Below are 19,616 nucleotides of genomic sequence, written 5' to 3' on the forward strand. Positions count from 1 at the left end.
CGCCGGGACCGCGGATAGACACGCGTTGCTGCCGCGGCCGCGCCGGATTTCCCCTCGCCTGCGTGGCAAAGGCCCGCTGTGGACCGGCCTGATGCTACTTTTTCTGGCGGCGGATCTGATGCTCGCGGTGGCCGCCTGGCACGCCGTCGATTTCTTCCGCAACTGAGCCGTCAGCCTCCGGCGGCAGCAAGGCGCCGGCGAGATAGGCGAGTTGGCTGAACGCGAGGCAGGCGACGACGAGCGGAGCGCCGGTGGCAAACGAAAAGCCGTCGGATTGGAGCATGACCGCCGCTAGCACCGCGATCAGCGGTGACACCAGCATCAACGTCCAAACCCGAAAATACAAACTGGTCGCCAACCCAACGAGGGTGCTGGTCAACAAAAGGGTAAAGGCGATCGTCACATTTTTAGACCAGTTGGAGCGGAAGGCGCGCCGCAGCTCATAGTCGGTCAGTTGGATCGCGCGAACAAGGACAGCAACGCCCTCAGCCGCAAGTACACCGACTTAGTATTAATCGGTACAATGCGGGTCAAATTGAGACGTTCTATCTTCGGTTGCCGAAAGTAGCCTGGTGGCCACACAAAAAAGAGCCGGATCGGCGATCCGGCTCTTTGTCGACTGTGGTGTGCCAGGCTCAGGCCGCCTTCAGCAGGCCTTCCTTCTTCAGCGCTTCCTGCACCTTCGGGCGCGCCGCGATGCGGGCCTTGTAGGCCGTCACGTTCGGCAGGCCGGAGAAGTCGAAGCCGAGCCGGTCGTTCGCCCACATCATCATCGTGAAGAGGTAGCCGTCGGCGACCGTGAACTGGTTGCCCATCAGGTATTCGCGTCCGGCGAGCTGGCTCTCGACATATTTGAACTTGCCCATGGCGCGGTCCTTGAAGAAGGCCTTGGCGTCGTCGGCGAGGGCCGGCGCGAACATCGGGCCGAGATTCTTGTGCAGCTCGGTCGTGATGTAGTTCAGCCATTCGAGCAGCTTGTAGCGTTCGTTGGAGTCGCGGGCGGGCGCCAGCTTCCGGTCGGCGACCCTGTCGGCGATCATCTGGATGATGATCGGCCCCTCGGTCACCATCTCGCCGCTATCCAGCGCCAGCGCGGGCACCTGGCCCTTGGGGTTCACTTGCAGGAAATCGTCGCCGTTTTCGAGCTTTTTGGCGCGCAGATCGACCTTGACCAGGTCGTAGGGCAGGCCGGCCTCGAGCAGGGCGATGTGGGGGGAGAGGGAGCAGGCACCGGGGGAGTAATAAAGCTTCATGGGGGTATTCCTTCCCTTGTTCTTGGCGTCCGGAGAGGGATTGCCTACATGCACCTGCATGAAATAGTCAAGATTGATGCAGATGCATTCAGTGCGGTACACTGGTTCCGGGACCTTATGAGCTAGACCATGAAACGCAAGCTATCGAGCGAGGCGACGGCCGCCTGGATCCGCCTGATGCGGGTGCCGAGCCGGGTGCTGGACTGCGTCGAGCAGGATCTGAAGAAGGCCGGCTTTCCGCCGCTCGCCTGGTATGACGCCTTGCTCGAGCTGTCGCGCGCGCCGTCCGGCGAGCTGCGCCCGGTCGAGCTCGAGCGGCAGATGCTGATTCCGCAATATTCGACGTCGCGGCTGATCGACAAGCTGGTCGACGAAGGGCTTGCGGCGCGGCGCGAATGCAAGATCGACAAGCGCGGCCAGTTCGTCGAGATCACCGAGGCTGGACGCGAGCTCCAGAGGAAGATGTGGAGCGCCTATTCGGCCGCGATCGACAAGCATGTCGGCTCGAAACTATCCGATGCCGACGCGGCCCGGCTGTGCGGTCTGCTCGACCGGCTCGGCTGCTCCTGCGGCGACGCCAAAAGCGACGCCAAGAACGAGACCAAGAACGATAGCAAGGCTGCGCCTGCCCGAGACGGCGCGCCTGCCCGATGATAGTCCTGATCCCATCATCCGCAGCCGTTGTGGCTCGCGGTTGTCCCTGCCACCGCGCGCGTTCGATCGAAGCGCCCTTGAGTTGGATTTCGTATGGCGCGTGACCAGATCGACATGACGCCGCTGCAGTCGCGCGACGAACTCGTGGCGTGGCTTGAAGCCGGCGTGAAACCCGAATCCGAGTTCCGGATCGGCACCGAGCATGAGAAGACACCGTTCACGCTCGAGGGCCGCCAGCCCGTGCCCTATGAAGGCGCGAAGGGCATCGGCGCGCTGCTCGAAGGCATGAAGCTCCTGCTCGGCTGGGAGCCGATCATGGAGCGCGGCAACATCATCGGGCTCTATGACGTCACCGGCGGCGGCGCGATTTCGCTCGAGCCGGGCGGCCAGTTCGAATTGTCGGGCGCGCCGGTCGAGACCGTGCATCAGACGCAGTCGGAGCTGATGGCGCATCTGGCACAGGTGCGGGAGATCGCGACCCCGCTCGGCATCGGCTTCCTCGGTCTCGGCATGACGCCGTCCTGGTCGCGGGCGCAGATCCCCGTGATGCCCAAGGGGCGCTACAAGATCATGCGAAACTACATGCCGAAGGTCGGCAAATACGGCCTCGACATGATGTTCCGGACCTGCACGGTGCAGACCAATCTCGACTTCTCCTCCGAAGCCGACATGGTGAAGAAGCTGCGCGTGTCGCTGGCGCTGCAGCCGATCGCGACCGCACTGTTCGCCAACTCGCCGTTCACCGAGGGCAAGCCCAACGGCTTCCTGTCGTTCCGCTCCGAGATCTGGCGCGACACCGACAATGCGCGCTCCGGCATGGTGCCGTTCGCGTTCGAGGACGGCATGGGCTTCGAGCGCTATGTCGATTACGCGCTCGACGTTCCGATGTATTTCGTCAAGCGCGGCGAGGAATATATTGACGTCGCCGGTTCCTCGTTCCGGGATTTCTTCGCCGGCAAGAATGCCGCCTTCCCCGGCGAGCGTCCGACCTTGTCGGACTGGGCCAATCATCTCTCGACGATCTTCCCCGAGGTGCGGCTGAAGCGTTATCTCGAAATGCGCGGCGCCGACGGCGTGCCGTGGGGCCGGCTGCCGGCGCTGCCGGCGTTCTGGGTCGGGCTGCTCTACGACAATGACAGCCTCGATGCCGCCTGGGACATCGTCCGGCACTGGACCGCGCCGGAGCGCCAGGCGCTGCGCGACGACGTGCCGCGTTTCGGCTTCAAGGCGCGGATCAAGGACCGTTATCTGTTCGAGATCGCCAAGGAGTGCCTGATCCTGTCGCATGCCGGATTGCGGCGGCGCGGCCGGATCGACCATCTCGGGCGCGACGAGAGCCGCTTCCTGGAACCGCTCGAGCGCATCATCGAGACCGGCCGCTCGCCGGCCGAGGAGATGCTGGAGAAGTTCAACGGTCCCTGGAAGGGCTCGGTGGAGCCGGCCTATCGGGAATACGCCTTCTAATCCCTGGCTAACCCCAATCCGGGCTCGAAACGCGCGCGGACGGCGGTGGTGTCGCACCCGCCGTTCATCAGCCGTACAGGTTCATGGCGTTCAAATGACGGCCCGCGGGATGCGCGGGGCTGCGCGAATTTGAAAGCAATCTCATGGGGATAGGCCGCCTCTTTAGGGCGTCTGTGGTGATGTTCGCGGTCTTTATGGCCGCTTTCGTCGCGCGCCCGGCATTGGCGCAGACCAATTTCGACCGTCCCGGAGGCGACTATCTGAACGCGCCGGTGACGTCGGGCGATCCCGCCGATTGCGCGCTTACCTGCGAGCGCGATCGCCGCTGCCGTGCCTGGAGCTTCAGCTATCCGAACGACGTCAACAACGGCGCGGTGTGCTGGCTGAAGAACAGCGTGCCGCCGCGGGTGCAGGACAATTGCTGCGTGTCCGGAGTACGCGGCGCGGGCGTCGTCGAGCCGCGCAACGGCGCCATCGAAACCTCGATCGACCGCCTCGGCGGCGACTACAAGAATTTCGAGTTGAAGAGCAGCGACGGCGACGAAGCCTGCCAGGCCGCCTGCACCGCCGACAACAAGTGCCGCGCCTGGACCTACGCCCGGCCCGGCTATGCCGGCCGCGACGCGCATTGCTTCCTGAAGAAAGAGATCAAGCCGCCGCGCCGCAAGGCGGGGTTCACCTCGGGCGTGGTGCGGTGACGCCCGCTTCTCTCCACACGTCGTGCCGGCCTTGAGCCGGGACCCATAACCACAAATGCCGGTGTTTCGCGACGCTGGGGCCTCGATCCCGCCTGCAATTTCCTGCGGTGGTTATGGGTCCCCTGAGTTCACAAACGAAGTGCAACACTTCCTTGAGGAGGTGTTGCGATGGGGCGGAGTTACGAGCAGCTATCCCTGGACGAGCGATGCGAGATTGCCCGGCTTTCGGCCAATGGCAGCTCGGTCCGGCAAATCGCGGCAGCTTTGGATCGCTCGCCATCAACGATCTCTCGGGAGCTGACCCGCAATCGAGGCGTCCAGGTCGGCTACAAACCCAGCTATGCCCAGCAACAGATGCGAGCACGGCGCTGGACGGGCGTACGCCTCGAACGGGAGCCCGGCCTGCGCCGTGCGGTGTTGGAACGCCTGGGTCGGGGCTGGTCGCCCGAGCAGGTCGCCGGCCGGCTGGCCCGCGAACACGGCCGCAAGGTGATCTCCCACGAGACCATCTACCGCTTCATCTACGCCCAGATCCGACGCACCTCGGACTTCAGCTGGCGGCGTTATCTGCCGCGCGGCAAGAGCAAGCGCGGTTACCGCGGCAAGAAGGGCGGCAGCCCCGCAAGCTTCATCGAAGGCCGTGTTTCCTTGGATCAACGGCCTATCGAGGCCGCCGATCGCAGCACTCCCGGTCATTGGGAAGCCGACCTGATGATGTTCTCCAAATACGGTCAGGCCGTCCTGACTGTGCATGAGCGCACCTCGCGCCTGCTGCTCGGCATCCGCCTCGCCAGCAAGGTTGCGCGCGGGGTCGCCCGTCATCTCGTTCGCTTGTTCGCATCCCTGCCACAGGACCTGTGCCAGACCGTCACCTTCGACAATGGCACCGAGTTCGCCTGCCACACGGCGCTGCACCGCCTCGCGATCGAGACCTTCTTCTGCGATCCGCACGCGCCCTGGCAGAAGGGCGGCATCGAGAATGCGATCGGTCGAATGCGGCGCTTCATCCCGCGCAAAACCGACCTCGCAACCCTCCCGACCCGCCGCTTCCATCAGTCCTTCAACGCCTACAACAACACCCCGCGCAAATCTCTTGACTTCCAAACTCCCGCCGAGGCCTTCTCCCAAGTGTTGCACTTCGAGTGTGAATCCACCTCCCTGCTTTCGCAGGGACGACAGGCTAACACTGAGCCGCCAGCACGGTGATCTCCGGCCACAGTGCCTTCCACCGCGCTGTCTTCGCCGCATAGTTCGCCGCGGAAAAGTTTGCGGTGAGGTTCGGCCGTACGATCAAGCCCGCGACATCGTCGAAACCGCTCGGCGCGTAGACGTCGTAGCCTGTGGCGCTGCGGCGGATGCCGATCCGCGTGTTCTCGGTGAGGAAGCGATCGATGCCGTCGCTCGAACGCGACAGCGGCGGGTAGGGCAGGCCGTGCTTGCCGGGATACCAGAGATGGACGCGGGCCTGGTTGCGCGCCTCGATCGCGACACCGAGATGGCCGAGCCGCGCCTTGATGTCGCGGATCACAGCGTCCTCGGCCTCCCACGACGTATCCGGATCGAAATAGAAGATGTCGTAGTCGCTGATGCCATGATCGAGCGGCCGGTTCGTCAGCACGTTCCACACGGTCTGCACTAGGCAGCCGGCCACCAGCCAGGCTTCGGGCAAAGCAAGGCGGTGCAGCTCGTCGGCTATCGCTTGATTGGCCGGGTTGCGGAGCGCAGCCGTGAGGAATTCGTCTTGCGTCACGACGAGGCGGTCGCGTCGTAGTCCCTGACTGCCTTCTTCGACGCCAGCGTGCGCCAATGCCGGCGCAGCAGCGGCTCAACGGTCTGACGCCTGGCCTTCGACAGGCGGATCAGCATCATCGGGTAGTCGCGGTAGTGATCGGTGAAATAGAACACTTTGGGCTGGCTTTCGACCAGTATGTCGCGCTCATCCGGCGGCACGCCCGGCATCACCAGGCTGTCGCCGTCCTCCTTGAGCCGCGCCAGCATCTTCTTGCGCACCTTCAGCGCCGACGTGCCGTAGGAAGAGCCGTCCTCGACCTCCGGCCACGCCAGCACCAGGGTCCTGACGTCGTCGAAGGTCACGGTTGGTGAGCTTACTGCACCGAGGTGAAGAAGCGCGCGAGGCGGAAGCCGGACAGCCAGGTCCAGACCGGCTGGCTGCGGATGCCCATGTCCCAGGAGCCGACCACCGCGTCGGCGCGGCCGATCAGATTGTCGATCGGCAAGAGGCCGACGCCGCCGTCGCGCACCGGCACGCGGCTGTCGGCGGAATTGTCGCGGTTGTCGCCGAGCACGAACAGATTGCCCGGTGGCACCGTGACCTCTTGCGTGTTGTCGAGCCGGCCGTTGTCGCGGATCTTGAAGATCGCGTGGCTGACGCCGTTCGGCAGCGTCTCGACATAGCGATAGGCCTCCTCGCCGCCACCGCGATCGTCTTCGGCAAAGCCGGTGCCGTCGGGCTTCAGCGCCGCCGGATGATCGTTGATGAAGAGCTGGCCCTGCCGCATCTGGATCCGATCGCCGGGCAGTCCGACCACGCGCTTGACCCAGGCCTGCGAGCGGTCGCCGGGCCAGCGGAACACGACGACGTCGCCGCGCTTCGGCGTCTCGCCGAACACCCGGCCGGTTTCCGGCAGCGTGATCTGGATCGGCAGCGACGCCGCGCCGTAGCCATAGGGAAACTTCGAGGCAACCAGTGCGTCGCCGATCAACAGCGTCGGTTCCATCGATCCCGACGGGACATAGAATGGCTCGGCGATCGCGCCCTTGGCGAGGAACACGACGGCCACGATCGCGGCCAGTTGCACGGCCTGCCCGCGCCAGCTGGTCGGCTTGGCCGCCACGACTTCGTTTCCGCTGCTCACTAGCCCGTTCCTCCGACCGTAATCCGTTCCATCCGCAACGTCGGCTGGCCGACGCCGACCGGCACGCCTTGGCCGTTCTTGCCGCAGGTGCCGATTCCCGTATCCAGCGCAAGATCGTTGCCGATCATGGTGATCCTGTGGAGATCGGTCGGTCCATTGCCGATCAGCATGGCGCCCTTGAGCGGCGCGCCGAGCTTGCCGTTCTCGATCTTGTAGGCCTCGGTGCACTGGAACACGTATTTGCCCGAGGTGATGTCGACCTGGCCGCCGCCGAAATTAGCGGCATACATGCCGTTCTTCACCGAGGCGAGGATCTCGGCCGGGTCGTGGTCGCCCGACAGCATGTAGGTGTTGGTCATGCGCGGCATCGGCACATGGGCATAGCTCTGCCGCCGGCCGTTGCCGGTCGGCTTCATGCCCATCAGCCGGGCATTCTGGCGGTCCTGCATGTAGCCGACCAGGACGCCGTCCTCGATCAGCACGGTGCGGTTGGTCGGCGTGCCCTCGTCGTCGATGGACAGAGAACCGCGGCGTGACGCCATGGTGCCGTCGTCGACCACGGTGACGCCCTTGGCCGCGACCTGCTTGCCCATCAGCCCTGCGAATGCCGAGGTCTGCTTGCGGTTGAAATCGCCCTCGAGACCATGGCCGACGGCCTCATGCAGCATCACGCCGGGCCAGCCGGCCCCGAGCACCACGTCCATCTCGCCGGCGGGTGCCGGCACCGATTCGAGATTGACCAGCGCCTCGCGCAGCGCGCCGTCGGCGGCGTCGCGCCAGGCCTTGGTCTCGATGAAGCGCGCATAGCCTTCGCGGCCGCCGTAGCCCTTGCTGCCGCTCTCCTGCCGGTCGCCCTGGCCGGCGACGACGGAAATATTGACGCGCACCAGCGGGCGGATGTCGCGATAGCTCTCGCCATCGGGCCGCAGGATTTCCACCACCTGCCAGGTCGCGGTGAGGCTGGCCGAGACCTGCCGCACCCGCGGGTCCTTGTCCCTGACGTAGGCGTCGATCTCGCCGAGCAGCTTGACCTTGGCCTCGAAGGCCGGCCCGTCCAGCGGGTTCTCGTCGCCATAAAGCTTGATGTTGGTGTGCGCCGGCGCCGCGGCGAAGTTGCCGGCATAGCCGCCGCGCACCGCCGCCACCGCATCCGCGGCGCGGATCAGCGCCGGAATCGAGACGTCGGAGGAATGCGCATAGCCGACCGCGTCGTCCTTGACGGCGCGCAGGCCAAAGCCCTGCGAGGTGTCGTAGGTCGCCTGCTTCAGCCGGCCGTTGTCGAACACCAGGGCCTCGGTTTGCCCGAACTCCAGGAACAGCTCGCCGTCGTCGGCGCCTTCAAGTCCGCGCGCCACCTCGCGGCGGACGGCGTCGCGGTCCAGATTGGCGCGGTCGATCAGGGAGGTCGTGGCAGGATTGGTCATGGTCACTCCGACGCAGTGCGATTCCTTGGCGATTCCTCGTCATCCTTGCCTGAAGCGCGGCTGATTGCCAGTGCGGAACAAGCAGCAGGGATTTCGGGCAAATGAAGCAGAAACGAGCGCAAAACTCATCTCACAACCCGGAAACCTGCGCCGGTCCCGGTTCAGACCCGGATGACGACTGTCAGAGATAGTGTTTCGGGGCGTAAACCGGGAGAGCCTGCAGCCATGCGGCCGATCCTCACCTTGTCGTCATCAGAGCATGCTCCGGAAAAGTGCGAAGCGGTTTTCCGAAAAGATCATGCTTAAACAAAGAGCTAAAGCGCGATGACGGTTCAACCTGAACTCATCGCACTTGAGAGCGCCGATCCGCCTTGAGCAGTTGGTCTTCCGGCGCGCCTTCGCTGGATTGCGGCTTCGGCTACCCGCCTTTGCCGGCCGCACCCTGCGCCGAAGTCGGAAAACCATGCTCCTGCGCCCAGCGGTATAGCTCATCGAACACCGGTTTGAGCGCCCTGGCGGATGGCGTCATCTCGTACTCCACCCGCGGCGGCACCTCGGGATAGACCGTGCGCTTGACGAGGCCATTGGCCTCGAGATCGCGCAGCTGGGTGGTCAGCATGTGCTGGGTCACGCCGGGGATCGACTGTCGCAATTCGCCGAACCGCCGCTTGCGGTCGACCAGTTGCCAGAGGATGTCGCCCTTCCATTTCCCGGCCAGCACCGAAAGCGCCCGATGAAATTGCGCCGACAGGTCGCCGTTGCACGGCTCGGATGCCACCGGAGGCTCGGCGGGCTCAATAGTCAGTTTTTTCATACTACCTCACAAAAAGCATCCTACTTGTTCTTTTCATCTTACTCCCGAATTTAGTGCACCGGAAGCGACGGGGCCTGCCGCCAATCGGACAGGTGGCCGCGCGGTGGGATCGGTTCGAACATCTCGGGGAGAGATCAATGTCAGTTGCTGTTGCCTCGGCGCCGTCGCGCTGGAAATCCGCCACGCTGTGGGTGGTCAGGGGATTGCTCGCCCTGGCCTTTGCCGCCGCCGGCGGCGCAAAGCTCTACGGCGTGCCGATGCTGGTCGAGGAATTCCAGCATATCGGGCTCGGCCAGTGGTTCCGCTATCTCACCGGATCGCTGGAGCTGTTCGCCGCCCTCCTGATCCTGGTGCCGTCGCTCGCAGCCTTCGGCGGCCTGCTGCTCTCCTGCATCATGGTCGGCGCGACCGTCACCCATCTGTTCGTGATCGGCGGCTCGCCGGTGCCTGCGCTGGTGCTGCTGACGTTGAGCGCGATCGTCGCCTACACCAAGCGCAGCCAGTTCGCCCTGTTCGCGATCGCGCCGTGAGGTCGACGCGATGCGCCTCTCTCGCAGCACACTGACGGTCGCGGCCGGGCTGGTGCTGGCACTCGTGGTGCCGTTCGCTGCGACATTGCTGCTCACCGGATCGGTCGCGGCGGTGTCGAAGCCCGAGCCCGCCAAGCAGGCCGCGCAGCCGCGGATGCATCGCCTGGTGCTGCCGATCAACTCCGACGATCCGACCACGATGCGGGCGCTGATCTCGACCGCGCTCAACCTCCCGAAATATTATCAGGAGCGCAACGAGCCGTTCGAGATCGAAATCGTCGCCTACAATGCCGGCGTCCATATGCTGCGCGCCGATACCTCGCCGGTGAAGGATCTGCTGCGGGTGGTGCGGGGACTCACGCCCGGCATCCGCTTCGTGGTCTGCGAGGCCACCAAGCTCGGCATGGAGCGGGCCGAGGGCCATCCGCTCGTGCTGCTCGACAATGTCGATCTGGTGCCGAACGGGCCCGGCCGCATCATCGAATTGCAGGAAGCCGGCTGGTCTTACATCCGGTCGTGAGCGAGCAAGCCCAAGCGGAGAACCCATCATGACGTCAGTTCGCGCGCCCACCCGCCGCGCCATCGTCGCCGGCATGCTCGGCGCCGGCGCCTCGCTCGCGCTGCCGCAAGCACCGGTGCGCGCAGCGTCCGGACCGCCGCCATTCGGCACCATCCGCCATCAGTTCACGCTGGTGCAAGGCGCCCGCCCGGTGCCGCAGGTTGCTATACCCGCGCTCGCCGGCGGCGCGCTCGATCTCACCTCGTTCAAGGGCAGGATGGTGCTGGTGAACTTCTGGGCCACCTGGTGCGCGGCGTGCCGGACCGAGCTGCCGATGCTGGACCGGCTCGCCGCGAGCGGCCGCAATGATCTTGCAGTCGTCGCGATCAGCACCGATCGCAACCGCGCGCTGGTGCCGCCCTACGTCAAGCAGTTCAAGCTGCGCAGCCTCGCGATCGGCTTCGATCCCGGCGGCCTCATTTCGCGCGTCGACGCCGCCGAGCTCGACACGCCGTTCGCGCTCTACGGCATGCCGATCTCGTTCCTGATCGGCGTCAGCGGACAGGTCGAAGGCTACATGACGGGGGAGGCGGACTGGCTGTCCGCGGAGGCGGGGCGGTTGTTTGATTATTATGCCGGTGGCGCCCGGTAAGTTGGGCTGATTCCATAGCGCCGGTCAAAGCGCCAGCCCTCACAGGCCTCCTGCTGTGAGCCGCCATTGTCGCAGCGCTTAGATCGGTCCGAACCCCAGCAACAACGCGCCGGCCCCACGGGCGCCTCCAAGTTCACCCGTTTTCTCGCTTGAACAGTATTGTCGTCGAGCGGAGAGGTTGTGTGAGGCGCCGTGGTATTCCGTTGCGTGTCATGAAGCCTTCGAGATAATCTCTCGGAGTTGCGAGGGGCCTAAGCCCGTCGCACCGCATTGGCATATTTGAGACATTTTCAATGCCCGATACGACGCCCTACCTGCCCAAAGATTTCAAAGCGATCATGCTGTCGAGCACCTTCACCGACTTGAAGGAGCATCGGGCAAGGGCAATCCAGGCGATCCAGAAGCTTGGCTACATGCCGAGGGTCATGGAATTTTCTGGTGCCCAGGCAGAAGCGGACGTGATCGACACGTCTTTGGCGATGGTCCGCGATGCTGTCGCTTACATCGGTGTAATCAGCCTCAAATACGGCCAAACACCGGTCGACCCCGGCCGAAATCCGGATCAGCTCTCCGTCACGGAGCTTGAATTCAACGAAGCAATGCGGCTGGGCCGTCCGATCGTGCTGTTCATCATGAGTGACGAGCATCCAGTGAAGAAGGCGGACATCGAAGCCGACCCGGCGAAGCTCAATAAGCTCGACGCGTTTCGCGAGCGTGCCAAGCGGATGCGTGACGGCAGCGAAGTCAATCGCATCTACGAGGTATTCGACAGTTTGGAGCAATTTTCGACCGCCGCGGCGGCGGCCATCGGCAATCTCGTGCGATATCTGGAGCGGTCCGCCTCATCGGAAACGAAGGGGACAGGTCGGACGTCGCTTCACACGATCAATATCCCTTTCCACTTTGTCGGTCGCGAGGATGATTTCGCGGACATCGACGAAGCACTGGCAAGGCGGGGTGGGCGTTCCGCTCTCACGGCGCTACACGGATTGCGAGGTGTTGGTAAGACCACATTGGCTGCGGCATACGCGGAGCGAAAAAGGGGCAACTATCGAGCTACTTGGTGGATCAGGGCCGAAACGGAGCCTACGATGCGTGCCGATCTTGTTGGCCTTGGTATTCAGTGTGGCTGGACTGCGACTGATGCCCCGGAAGAACAGGCAACGGCGCAGGTTCTTGAACGGCTGCGCGCCGAAGGCCAGGACATTTTGCTAATTTTCGATAATGCGATCGACGCCAAGACGGTAGCGAATTTCCTGCCTCATGGAGGCGGAGCGCACATCATTGTCACCTCAACGGCCCCGAATTGGGGCGGCCTTGCAGCCCGGATCGAAATCGACGTTTGGCCGAAGGAAATCGGTGCTGATTTTCTGATGGCGCGAACCGGCAGGGCAGCCGAACGCGATGCCGCGCTAGCGCTCTCCGAGGCGCTCGGTGGGCTGCCTCTTGCCCATGAACAGGCGGCGGCCTATTGCGAGCGCGTTGGTGTTTCGCTCGCGCAATATCGCGAGCGCTTTGACAACGAACCCTCGAGTTTTTTAGGCAATGCTCAAGATGCGTCACAGGAATATCATGACGGGCTGACCGTGGCGAAGACCTTCGCTCTGGCAATCGATCAGGCCGCGATGCTTCATTCTGCGGCAAAGCCGTTAGTCACGTACGCCGCGCTATTGGCGCCTGAACCGATACCATTGTTTCTGTTTGCGGACGGGTGGGAGGAATTTATTGAACCTTTCGCCTCCGCGATTGCTAGGGACGGTCTCGACGAAGCCGTAGCGGCATTGCGCGCTTTCGCGTTGGTTGATCGTGAATCAATCCCGGATGAACGCGACCCGTCGATCTTAACTGATTGCATCCGCCTGCATCGCCTCGTCCGAGAGGTTGCGGCGGCTCAGACCGACGAAAGTACGAAAGCTGATATTCACCATGAGCTGATAAAGGTCGTATCTCGTGTCTATCCTCAAGATGTCTATCGCAATGCCGCCACTTGGCCGCGAGCGCGCAGACTTGACGCTATCGCCGTGGCTCTTGTGGAGGAAAACGATGGCGTTTCGGAAGAAACTGATGAGTGCACCGCGACACTCCTAGGCAAACTCGAATCCTACAGGGACGGTGCACTCGCCGCCTACGCTGAAGCGCAAAAACTCGCAGAGCGAGCGCTATCAATCCGCGAGAAGCGACTCGGTCGCGACCACCCGGATACAGCAGGGAGCCTCAACAATCTCGGCGCACTGTTGCTGGCGCGGGGCGACTTGGCTGGCGCAAGGTCGTACTATGAACGCGCCCTGGCGATCCGTGAAAAGGCGGTCGGTCTCGATCATTCAGATACAGCAACGAGCCTCAACAATCTCGGTTATCTGCTGCGGCGGCAGGGCGACTTGGCTGGCGCGCGGTCGTGCTATGAAAGAGCACTAGCGATCTTTGAAAAGGTGCTGGGCCCCGAACATCCGGATACGGCAAGAGGCCTGAGCAATCTCGGCGCGCTGCTCAGCTCGCTCGGCGATCTCCGCGGCGCGCAGCCTTACAACGAGCGCGCGTTGGCAATTCGCGAAACGGCGCTTGGCCCTGACCACCTGGATACTGCAATGAGCCTCAACAATCTCGGTTACCTGCTGCGGGCGCAAGGCGACTTGGCTGGCGCGCGGCCATACTATGAACGCACGCTTGCGATCTTTGAAAAGACGCTCGGTTCCGACCACCCCGATACAGCAAGGAGCCTCAACAACCTCGGCTACCTGCTACAAGAAATGGGCAATTTGGTTAGCGCGCGGCCGTACTATGAACGCGCCCTGGCGATCCGTGAAATGGTGCTCGGTCCCGATCATTCCGATACGGCGACCAGCCTCAACAATCTCGGTGGGCTGCTGGTCTCGCAGGGCGACTTCGCCGGCGCGCGGCCTTACTATGAGCGCGCGCTGGCCATCTGTGACAAGGCGCTCGGGCCCGACCACTCAGATACGGCAACGAGCCTCAACAATCTCGGTTATCTGCTCCGGCGGCAGGGCGACCTAACTGGCGCGGGGCAATATTACGAACGCGCGCTGGCGATCAATGAAAAGGCGCTCGGTCCCGACCACCCCGATACAGCAAGGAGCCTCAACAACGTCGGTTCCTTGCTGAGGGCGCAGGGCGACCTATCTGGAGCGCGACGGTATTATGAGCGGGCATTGGTGACCTTTGAAAGGGCATTCGGCCCGAAGCATGGTGACACCAAAACGGTCGTGGAGAACATCGCCGCGCTCTTGGATCAACTCGGTCAGGCCAAGGAAGCTAGCGCGCTTCGTCGCAAGTATGGGGTATGAGTCCTACCTCACGGCAGCTTGTCATACCCTTCGCCCAGCCCATTCAGGCTGAGCGGAAACCCGATCCCCTCTTCCGGCGTCTCGAAGATAATGAACGTCGCGGTCTTGGCGTTCTTCAACTGCCCGAGCAGTTTGTCGTCCATCACGACCTCAGCGACGCAGCCGTTAGGCAGGCAGCGGACAAATCCGGCGCGGCCGACGTCCTGGTTGTCGAGCTTGAGGCCGAGGCCGGAGGGCAACAGCACGCCGAGCGGGGCGACCACGCGCATCAGGCGGCTCTTCTGGTCGGCGGTCTTGAGCACGATCACGGTCAGGCCGGCGTTGGAGCGGTCTTCCGCTACCACGCTCTGGATCAGCGCGCATTGCTCGGCCTGGGCGCCGGGCGGGGTGTCGCAGCGGATCTGCCAGTCGCCGTGGACCGAGCGCACCGCGCCCTGCGCGTTTGCCGCCTGGGTCAGACCGAGAGATAGGGCCAGAATCAATAGGACGCTGAGCCAACCGGCCTTTGGTCTCACCTGAATGTTCGAAGCGCCCATCCGGGTCGATCCTTTGATTGTTCGGTCGGTCCGGCCGTCGAGGCCGCCGGTAGCACGCATCAGTCGACTGATACCGCAATAGGGCGCCTTGAAGGCGATCTTGAAGCCATTCCCGCGCCGGATTGGGGCGGCCCGCAGCGAATCAGGTTCCTGTGGGCTGCCCCGCCTGTGCGTACATCCGGTAATCCCCCTGTCAACTGCGCGCCGCCATGTTTCTGCGACTTTCGCTTGATTCTGCGGGAAAAATCGCAAGCGGCAGGTTCATCGCAGGCGCATGGCTTTCGGCCCCACTACTGCATTGCGAGCGCCTGCGAATTATGGTTTGAGAGGCTGGATTTCGACGCGTTCTAGCGATCTGGCTCCCGTACCCACCTTGACTCAGAGACGGGTATGTCCGGAAGGCCATTAGTCAGGGCGGATCGTGCTGCATTTCCGGTCACGTGCCGGAGGTGTTTTGGGGAATTATCAAGGGAGCGCGAACGGCATGAAGATGTCGATTGGCCGGTTGGGCAGGCAGTTGCTGGGGTTGGCGGTGGCGGGGATGGCGTCAGTCGTCGCGGGATCGGCCTTTGCCGAGCTGGGACAGCCGGCGCCGTGGGAGCACACGCTGCAGGAAGCCGCGACCCCGGTGATGGAAAACATCATCTGGTTCCATAATTTCCTGCTGGTGCTGATCACCGTCATCACCCTGTTCGTGCTGGCGCTGCTCGTCATCGTGGTGGTCAAGTTCAACGCCAAGGCCAACCCGGTCCCCTCCCGGACCACCCACAACACCCTGATCGAAGTGGCCTGGACGCTGATCCCGGTCCTGATCCTGGTCGGCATCGCGGTGCCGTCGTTCCGCCTGCTGTTCCTGGAGCTCGACGTGCCGAAGCCGGACCTCACCGTGAAGGTCACCGGCAAGCAGTGGTACTGGTCCTACGCCTACCCGGATAACGGCAAGTTCGAGTTCGACTCGCTGCTCGACAAGGACAAGCAGCCCCGTCTGCTCGGCGTCGACAACGAGATGGTGGTCCCGGTCAACAAGGTGGTGCGGATCCAGACCACCGGCGCCGACGTCATCCACTCCTTCGCGGTGCCGGCCTTCGGCGTGAAGATCGACTCGGTCCCCGGCCGCCTCAACGAGAGCTGGTTCAAGGCCACCAAGACCGGCGTGTTCTACGGCCAGTGCTCGGAACTGTGCGGCAAGGACCATGCCTTCATGCCGATCGCGGTGCGGGTCGTCAGCGACCAGGAATTCGCGACCTGGGTGGAGGGGGCGAAGAAGAAGTTTGCGACCAACCCGGCGAATTCCTACGCCTCGGCTGGTCAGGCGGCGCAGTAAGCCTGAGGGCTTGCGGCGCGGGATGGAATAAGGGCGATGGGACCGCAAGGTCCAAGAGGGACTGCAAGGCAGGATTTTGAACATGGCGACAGGCGCAGCGACACACGACGATCACGCCCATGATGATCACGCCCACCATCCGACCGGATGGCGGCGCTATCTCTACTCCACGAACCACAAGGACATCGGTACGATGTACTTGGTCTTTGCGGTGATCGCGGGCATCATCGGCGCCGCGATGTCGATCGCGATCCGTGCCGAGTTGATGTATCCGGGCGTCCAGATATTCCACGAGACGCACACCTATAACGTGTTCGTGACCTCGCACGGCCTGATCATGATCTTCTTCATGGTCATGCCGGCGATGATCGGCGGGTTCGGCAACTGGATGGTGCCGCTGATGATCGGCGCGCCTGACATGGCGTTCCCGCGCATGAACAACATCTCGTTCTGGCTGCTGCCGGCGTCGTTCGCGCTGCTGCTGATGTCGACCTTCGTCGAGGGTGAGCCGGGCGCCAACGGCGTCGGCGCTGGCTGGACCATCTACGCGCCGCTGTCGACCTCGGGCCATCCGGGCCCGGCGGTCGATTTCGCGATCCTGTCGCTGCATCTCGCCGGTGCGTCGTCGATCCTCGGCGCCATCAACTTCATCACCACGATCTTCAACATGCGCGCGCCGGGCATGACCCTGCACAAGATGCCGCTGTTCGTGTGGTCGATCCTGGTGACGGTGTTCCTGCTGCTGCTGTCGCTGCCGGTGCTCGCCGGTGCGATCACCATGCTGCTGACCGACCGCAATTTCGGCACCGCCTTCTTTGCCGCTGACGGCGGCGGCGATCCGGTGCTGTTCCAGCATCTGTTCTGGTTCTTCGGCCACCCCGAAGTGTACATCCTGATCCTGCCGGCCTTCGGCATGGTCAGCCAGATCGTCTCGACCTTCTCGCGCAAGCCGGTGTTCGGCTATCTCGGCATGGCCTACGCCATGGTCGCGATCGGCGGCATCGGCTTCGTGGTGTGGGCGCACCACATGTACACCGTCGGCATGTCGTCGGCGACGCAGGCCTATTTCGTCGCCGCCACGATGGTGATCGCGGTGCCGACCGGCGTGAAGATCTTCTCCTGGATCGCCACGATGTGGGGCGGCTCGATCGAGTTCAAGGCGCCGATGATCTGGGCGATCGGCTTCATCTTCCTGTTCACCGTCGGCGGCGTCACCGGCGTCGTGCTGGCCAATGCCGGCGTCGACCGAGTGCTGCAGGACACCTACTACGTGGTGGCGCACTTCCACTACGTGTTGTCGCTCGGTGCCGTGTTCGGCATCTTCGCCGGCTGGTACTACTGGTTCCCGAAGATGTTCGGCTACATGTACTCGGAGACCATCGCCAAGGCGCACTTCTGGTTCACCTTCATCGGCGTCAACCTGGTGTTCTTCCCGCAGCACTTCCTCGGCCTGTCGGGCATGCCGCGCCGCTATGTCGACTATCCGGATGCGTTCGCCGGCTGGAACCTGATCTCCTCCTGGGGCTCCTACATCTCCGGCATCGGCGTGCTGATCTTCATCTACGGCGTGATCGATGCCTTCGTCCGCAAGGAGCAGGCCGCGAACAATCCGTGGGGCGCGGGTGCGACCACGCTGGAGTGGACGTTGACCTCGCCGCCGCCGTTCCACCAGTTCGAAGTGCTGCCGCGCGTGCAGTAAATCCAAAGACGGCGCGGCGCACTTAAGAGTGCGCCGTGCTCTTTATAGAAGCGGGACCTGATCTTGTCGGTTGTCGATCACAATGCCATCGAGTTGCCCCGGATCTCCGAGGCCGAAGTGGGCGATTACATCGCGCTGTTGAAGCCGCGCGTGATGTCGCTGGTGATCTTCACCGCGCTGGTCGGGCTGATGATCGCGCCGGTGCATGTGCATCCGGTGCTGGCCTTCACCTCGATCCTGTGCATCGCGGTCGGCGCCGGCGCCTCCGGCGCGCTCAACATGGCCTATGAGAACGACGTCGACGCGTTGATGACGCGCACCGCCAACCGGCCGATCCCGCGCGGCCGCATCACCCCGACCGAGGCGGCTGCGTTCGGCATCACGCTCGCCTTCTTCTCGGTGATGACACTCGGCATCCTGGTCAACTGGGTGGCGGGCGCGCTGCTTGCCTTCACCATCTTCTTCTATGCCGTGGTCTACACGATGTGGCTGAAGCGCTGGACCGCGCAGAACATCGTGATCGGCGGCGCCGCCGGTGCGCTGCCGCCGGTGGTGGCCTGGGCGGCCGCGACCGGCTCGCTCTCGGTCGAGCCGATCCTGCTGTTCCTGATCATCTTCTTCTGGACCCCGCCGCATTTCTGGGCGCTGGCGCTGTTCCGCAGCGACGACTATGCGCGCGCCGGCATTCCGATGCTGCCGGTGGTTGCCGGTCCCGACGCGACCCGCCTGCAGATCCTGCTCTACACCATCGTGCTAGTCGCGGTGGCGCTGGTGCCGTGGCCGCTCGGCTATTTCGACGCGATCTACGGCGTCACCTCGCTGGTGCTCGGCGCCGGCATGCTGTGGCTCGCCATCGAGGTCTATCGCCGCCGCGAGGGTGTTGCGGCCAACCGCGCCACCCGCCGGCTGTTCGCGTTCTCGATCCTTTATCTGTTCGCGCTGTTTGCCGTCCTCCTCGCCGAGGTCGTGGTCCGCGCGATTGCGCCTGTCTTGATCGGATAGGGAACGCCGGGGGGGCGAGATGGGGGCGCATGGGACATCAATGGACGAGAAACGCGAACCAGACGGAATCGTCCTCACCGAGGCGCAGCTCAGGAGCCGGCGCCAGCGCTCGATCGCCATTGCGCTCGCGCTCGGCGTCATGGTCCTGCTGTTCTTCGCGGTCACCATCGTCAAGGGGCCAGCCGTGCTGGTGCGGCCGCTGTGAGTGAGATGGCAAACCAGCCGGCACCGGATGGCCCGCAGGGCGAGCGCGCCAAGGTCACGCGCCGCACGCTGTCGCGCGACGCGATGGTGGCGTCGATCTGCGGTTTTGTCGTGGTGCTGATGCTCGGCGCGTCCTACGCGGCGGTGCCGTTCTACAACTGGTTCTGCCGCACCACCGGCTTCAACGGCACCACCCAGGTTGCGACCGCGCTGCCTTCGGATGCGCCGCTCGAGCGCACCATCACCGTCAGCTTCGATTCCAACGTCGCGCCGGGCCTGCCCTGGAAGTTCGAGCCGGAGCAGAACAATATCGACGTCAAGATCGGCCAGGTCGTCACCGTCTATTACACCGTGACCAACCAGTCGGCCCGCACCACCACGGCTCAGGCGTCCTACAACGTCGCGCCGCTGACGGTTGGCGCCTATTTCCAGAAGATCAACTGCTTCTGCTTCACGGAACAGACCTTGGCGCCCGGCGAAAAGCGCGAGATGGCCGTCGTATTCTATGTCGATCCGGCGCTGGCCAAGGACAGCGAGAACGACACGCTGAAGACGATCACCCTGTCCTACACCTTCTTCCCCGTGCGCGACGCCGCGCCGAAGCCCGTGGCGGCGGGCGAGGCGGAGCAGCGCAAGGGCGGCTAGTTTTGGAATTAAAGACTTAAGACGTGCCTCGCGGCACGCG

General features: G+C 63.8%; 21 protein-coding genes. 13 read left to right on the forward strand and 8 right to left on the reverse strand.

All coding sequences use genetic code 11. From position 1 onward, the window contains the following. Positions 1-94: 94 nt before the first annotated feature. Both V5279_RS04225 and gstA read right to left on the reverse strand, forming a co-directional pair. Positions 95-403, reverse strand: coding sequence for a hypothetical protein (locus tag V5279_RS04225; RefSeq protein ID WP_338695354.1), 309 nt, complete (start codon positions 401-403; stop codon positions 95-97). Between the two features lie 232 nt (positions 404-635). Continuing rightward, positions 636-1,253, reverse strand: coding sequence for a glutathione transferase GstA (gene gstA / locus V5279_RS04230; RefSeq protein ID WP_338695355.1), 618 nt, complete (start codon positions 1,251-1,253; stop codon positions 636-638). Between the two features lie 129 nt (positions 1,254-1,382). Here gstA and V5279_RS04235 point away from each other — a divergent pair, with 129 nt between their 5' ends. From V5279_RS04235 to V5279_RS04250, 4 genes are all read left to right on the forward strand, one after another. Beyond that, complete coding sequence (locus tag V5279_RS04235; RefSeq protein WP_338695356.1) at positions 1,383-1,907, forward strand: MarR family winged helix-turn-helix transcriptional regulator; 525 nt, start codon at positions 1,383-1,385, stop codon at positions 1,905-1,907. A gap of 93 nt (positions 1,908-2,000) precedes the next feature. Further along, complete coding sequence (locus V5279_RS04240) at positions 2,001-3,371, forward strand: glutamate--cysteine ligase (RefSeq protein ID WP_166301919.1); 1,371 nt, start codon at positions 2,001-2,003, stop codon at positions 3,369-3,371. A gap of 143 nt (positions 3,372-3,514) precedes the next feature. Continuing rightward, the gene (locus tag V5279_RS04245; RefSeq protein ID WP_166301922.1) at positions 3,515-4,069 is read left to right on the forward strand and encodes a PAN domain-containing protein; all 555 of its coding nucleotides are present in this window, start codon (positions 3,515-3,517) and stop codon (positions 4,067-4,069) included. A gap of 168 nt (positions 4,070-4,237) precedes the next feature. Continuing rightward, on the forward strand, positions 4,238-5,275 hold the full coding sequence (locus V5279_RS04250; protein WP_338695357.1) for an IS30 family transposase: 1,038 nt from the start codon (positions 4,238-4,240) through the stop codon (positions 5,273-5,275). On the opposite strand, the gene V5279_RS04255 is transcribed toward V5279_RS04250, so the two are convergent. The 5 genes from V5279_RS04255 to V5279_RS04275 form a co-directional block, all read right to left on the reverse strand. Further along, the gene (locus V5279_RS04255) at positions 5,250-5,819 is read right to left on the reverse strand and encodes a nucleotidyltransferase family protein (protein ID WP_338695358.1); all 570 of its coding nucleotides are present in this window, start codon (positions 5,817-5,819) and stop codon (positions 5,250-5,252) included. The two genes, V5279_RS04250 and V5279_RS04255, sit on opposite strands and share 26 nt — an antisense overlap. Further along, entirely contained in the window at positions 5,816-6,163 is a 348-nt protein-coding gene (locus V5279_RS04260; RefSeq protein WP_338695359.1) for an MmcQ/YjbR family DNA-binding protein, read from the reverse strand. Before V5279_RS04260 ends, V5279_RS04255 begins: the two co-directional genes overlap by 4 nt. Positions 6,164-6,174: 11 nt before the next feature. Next, complete coding sequence (gene lepB / locus V5279_RS04265) at positions 6,175-6,945, reverse strand: signal peptidase I (RefSeq protein WP_338695360.1); 771 nt, start codon at positions 6,943-6,945, stop codon at positions 6,175-6,177. Next, positions 6,945-8,369: a metalloprotease TldD gene (tldD, locus tag V5279_RS04270; protein WP_338695361.1), complete on the reverse strand. Its 1,425-nt coding sequence runs from the start codon at positions 8,367-8,369 to the stop codon at positions 6,945-6,947. The genes lepB and tldD overlap by 1 nt, the downstream gene beginning before the upstream one ends. A 418-nt stretch (positions 8,370-8,787) precedes the next feature. Beyond that, entirely contained in the window at positions 8,788-9,183 is a 396-nt protein-coding gene (locus tag V5279_RS04275) for a helix-turn-helix domain-containing protein (RefSeq protein ID WP_338695362.1), read from the reverse strand. A 137-nt stretch (positions 9,184-9,320) separates the two neighbouring features. Here V5279_RS04275 and V5279_RS04280 point away from each other — a divergent pair, with 137 nt between their 5' ends. The 4 genes from V5279_RS04280 (at position 9,321) to V5279_RS04295 (ending at position 14,166) form a co-directional block, all read left to right on the forward strand. Then, positions 9,321-9,713: a DoxX family protein gene (locus tag V5279_RS04280; RefSeq protein WP_338695363.1), complete on the forward strand. Its 393-nt coding sequence runs from the start codon at positions 9,321-9,323 to the stop codon at positions 9,711-9,713. 10 nt (positions 9,714-9,723) lie between these two features. Then, complete coding sequence (locus V5279_RS04285; protein ID WP_338695364.1) at positions 9,724-10,233, forward strand: hypothetical protein; 510 nt, start codon at positions 9,724-9,726, stop codon at positions 10,231-10,233. Positions 10,234-10,261: 28 nt separating this feature from the next. After that, positions 10,262-10,864 carry a TlpA disulfide reductase family protein gene (locus tag V5279_RS04290; protein ID WP_338695365.1) on the forward strand — a complete coding sequence of 201 codons (603 nt, stop codon included), beginning with the start codon at positions 10,262-10,264 and terminating at the stop codon, positions 10,862-10,864. Positions 10,865-11,157: 293 nt separating this feature from the next. Continuing rightward, positions 11,158-14,166 carry a tetratricopeptide repeat protein gene (locus V5279_RS04295; RefSeq protein WP_338695366.1) on the forward strand — a complete coding sequence of 1,003 codons (3,009 nt, stop codon included), beginning with the start codon at positions 11,158-11,160 and terminating at the stop codon, positions 14,164-14,166. Positions 14,167-14,174: 8 nt separating this feature from the next. Here the strand turns inward: V5279_RS04295 and V5279_RS04300 are convergent, their stop codons facing one another. Continuing rightward, a complete protein-coding gene (locus tag V5279_RS04300) occupies positions 14,175-14,702 on the reverse strand; it encodes an invasion associated locus B family protein (protein ID WP_338701842.1) in 528 nt (175 codons plus the stop codon). Between the two features lie 484 nt (positions 14,703-15,186). On the opposite strand from V5279_RS04300, the gene coxB reads away from it, so the two are divergent. The 5 genes from coxB (at position 15,187) to V5279_RS04325 (ending at position 19,576) form a co-directional block, all read left to right on the forward strand. Continuing rightward, the gene (gene coxB / locus V5279_RS04305; protein ID WP_338695367.1) at positions 15,187-16,026 is read left to right on the forward strand and encodes a cytochrome c oxidase subunit II; all 840 of its coding nucleotides are present in this window, start codon (positions 15,187-15,189) and stop codon (positions 16,024-16,026) included. Between the two features lie 82 nt (positions 16,027-16,108). After that, on the forward strand, positions 16,109-17,725 hold the full coding sequence (gene ctaD / locus V5279_RS04310) for a cytochrome c oxidase subunit I (RefSeq protein WP_029077797.1): 1,617 nt from the start codon (positions 16,109-16,111) through the stop codon (positions 17,723-17,725). A 63-nt stretch (positions 17,726-17,788) separates the two neighbouring features. Continuing rightward, on the forward strand, positions 17,789-18,727 hold the full coding sequence (locus tag V5279_RS04315) for a heme o synthase (protein WP_338695368.1): 939 nt from the start codon (positions 17,789-17,791) through the stop codon (positions 18,725-18,727). 40 nt (positions 18,728-18,767) lie between these two features. Continuing rightward, a complete protein-coding gene (locus tag V5279_RS04320) occupies positions 18,768-18,932 on the forward strand; it encodes a hypothetical protein (protein WP_029077795.1) in 165 nt (54 codons plus the stop codon). Positions 18,933-18,937: 5 nt separating this feature from the next. Continuing rightward, positions 18,938-19,576 carry a cytochrome c oxidase assembly protein gene (locus tag V5279_RS04325; RefSeq protein WP_338701844.1) on the forward strand — a complete coding sequence of 213 codons (639 nt, stop codon included), beginning with the start codon at positions 18,938-18,940 and terminating at the stop codon, positions 19,574-19,576. The last annotated feature ends 40 nt before the right edge of the window (positions 19,577-19,616 follow it).

The sequence above is a fragment of the Bradyrhizobium sp. 26S5 genome (genome assembly GCF_036923295.1).
Classification (GTDB): domain Bacteria; phylum Pseudomonadota; class Alphaproteobacteria; order Rhizobiales; family Xanthobacteraceae; genus Bradyrhizobium; species Bradyrhizobium septentrionale.

Bases quoted from the DNA above. Each gene is read 5' to 3' on its own strand.
- V5279_RS04290 (WP_338695365.1), top strand. From the start codon at position 10,262: ATGACGTCAGTTCGCGCGCCCACCCGCCGCGCCATCGTCGCCGGCATG.
- V5279_RS04300 (WP_338701842.1), bottom strand. From the start codon at position 14,702: ATGGGCGCTTCGAACATTCAGGTGAGACCAAAGGCCGGTTGGCTCAGC.
- ctaD (WP_029077797.1), top strand. From the start codon at position 16,109: ATGGCGACAGGCGCAGCGACACACGACGATCACGCCCATGATGATCAC.
- V5279_RS04240 (WP_166301919.1), top strand. From the start codon at position 2,001: ATGGCGCGTGACCAGATCGACATGACGCCGCTGCAGTCGCGCGACGAA.
- V5279_RS04235 (WP_338695356.1), top strand. From the start codon at position 1,383: ATGAAACGCAAGCTATCGAGCGAGGCGACGGCCGCCTGGATCCGCCTG.
- V5279_RS04295 (WP_338695366.1), top strand. From the start codon at position 11,158: ATGCCCGATACGACGCCCTACCTGCCCAAAGATTTCAAAGCGATCATG.
- tldD (WP_338695361.1), bottom strand. From the start codon at position 8,369: ATGACCAATCCTGCCACGACCTCCCTGATCGACCGCGCCAATCTGGAC.
- V5279_RS04245 (WP_166301922.1), top strand. From the start codon at position 3,515: ATGGGGATAGGCCGCCTCTTTAGGGCGTCTGTGGTGATGTTCGCGGTC.
- V5279_RS04285 (WP_338695364.1), top strand. From the start codon at position 9,724: ATGCGCCTCTCTCGCAGCACACTGACGGTCGCGGCCGGGCTGGTGCTG.
- V5279_RS04320 (WP_029077795.1), top strand. From the start codon at position 18,768: ATGGACGAGAAACGCGAACCAGACGGAATCGTCCTCACCGAGGCGCAG.
- V5279_RS04280 (WP_338695363.1), top strand. From the start codon at position 9,321: ATGTCAGTTGCTGTTGCCTCGGCGCCGTCGCGCTGGAAATCCGCCACG.
- V5279_RS04250 (WP_338695357.1), top strand. From the start codon at position 4,238: ATGGGGCGGAGTTACGAGCAGCTATCCCTGGACGAGCGATGCGAGATT.
- gstA (WP_338695355.1), bottom strand. From the start codon at position 1,253: ATGAAGCTTTATTACTCCCCCGGTGCCTGCTCCCTCTCCCCCCACATC.
- V5279_RS04325 (WP_338701844.1), top strand. From the start codon at position 18,938: ATGGCAAACCAGCCGGCACCGGATGGCCCGCAGGGCGAGCGCGCCAAG.
- V5279_RS04275 (WP_338695362.1), bottom strand. From the start codon at position 9,183: ATGAAAAAACTGACTATTGAGCCCGCCGAGCCTCCGGTGGCATCCGAG.
- coxB (WP_338695367.1), top strand. From the start codon at position 15,187: ATGAAGATGTCGATTGGCCGGTTGGGCAGGCAGTTGCTGGGGTTGGCG.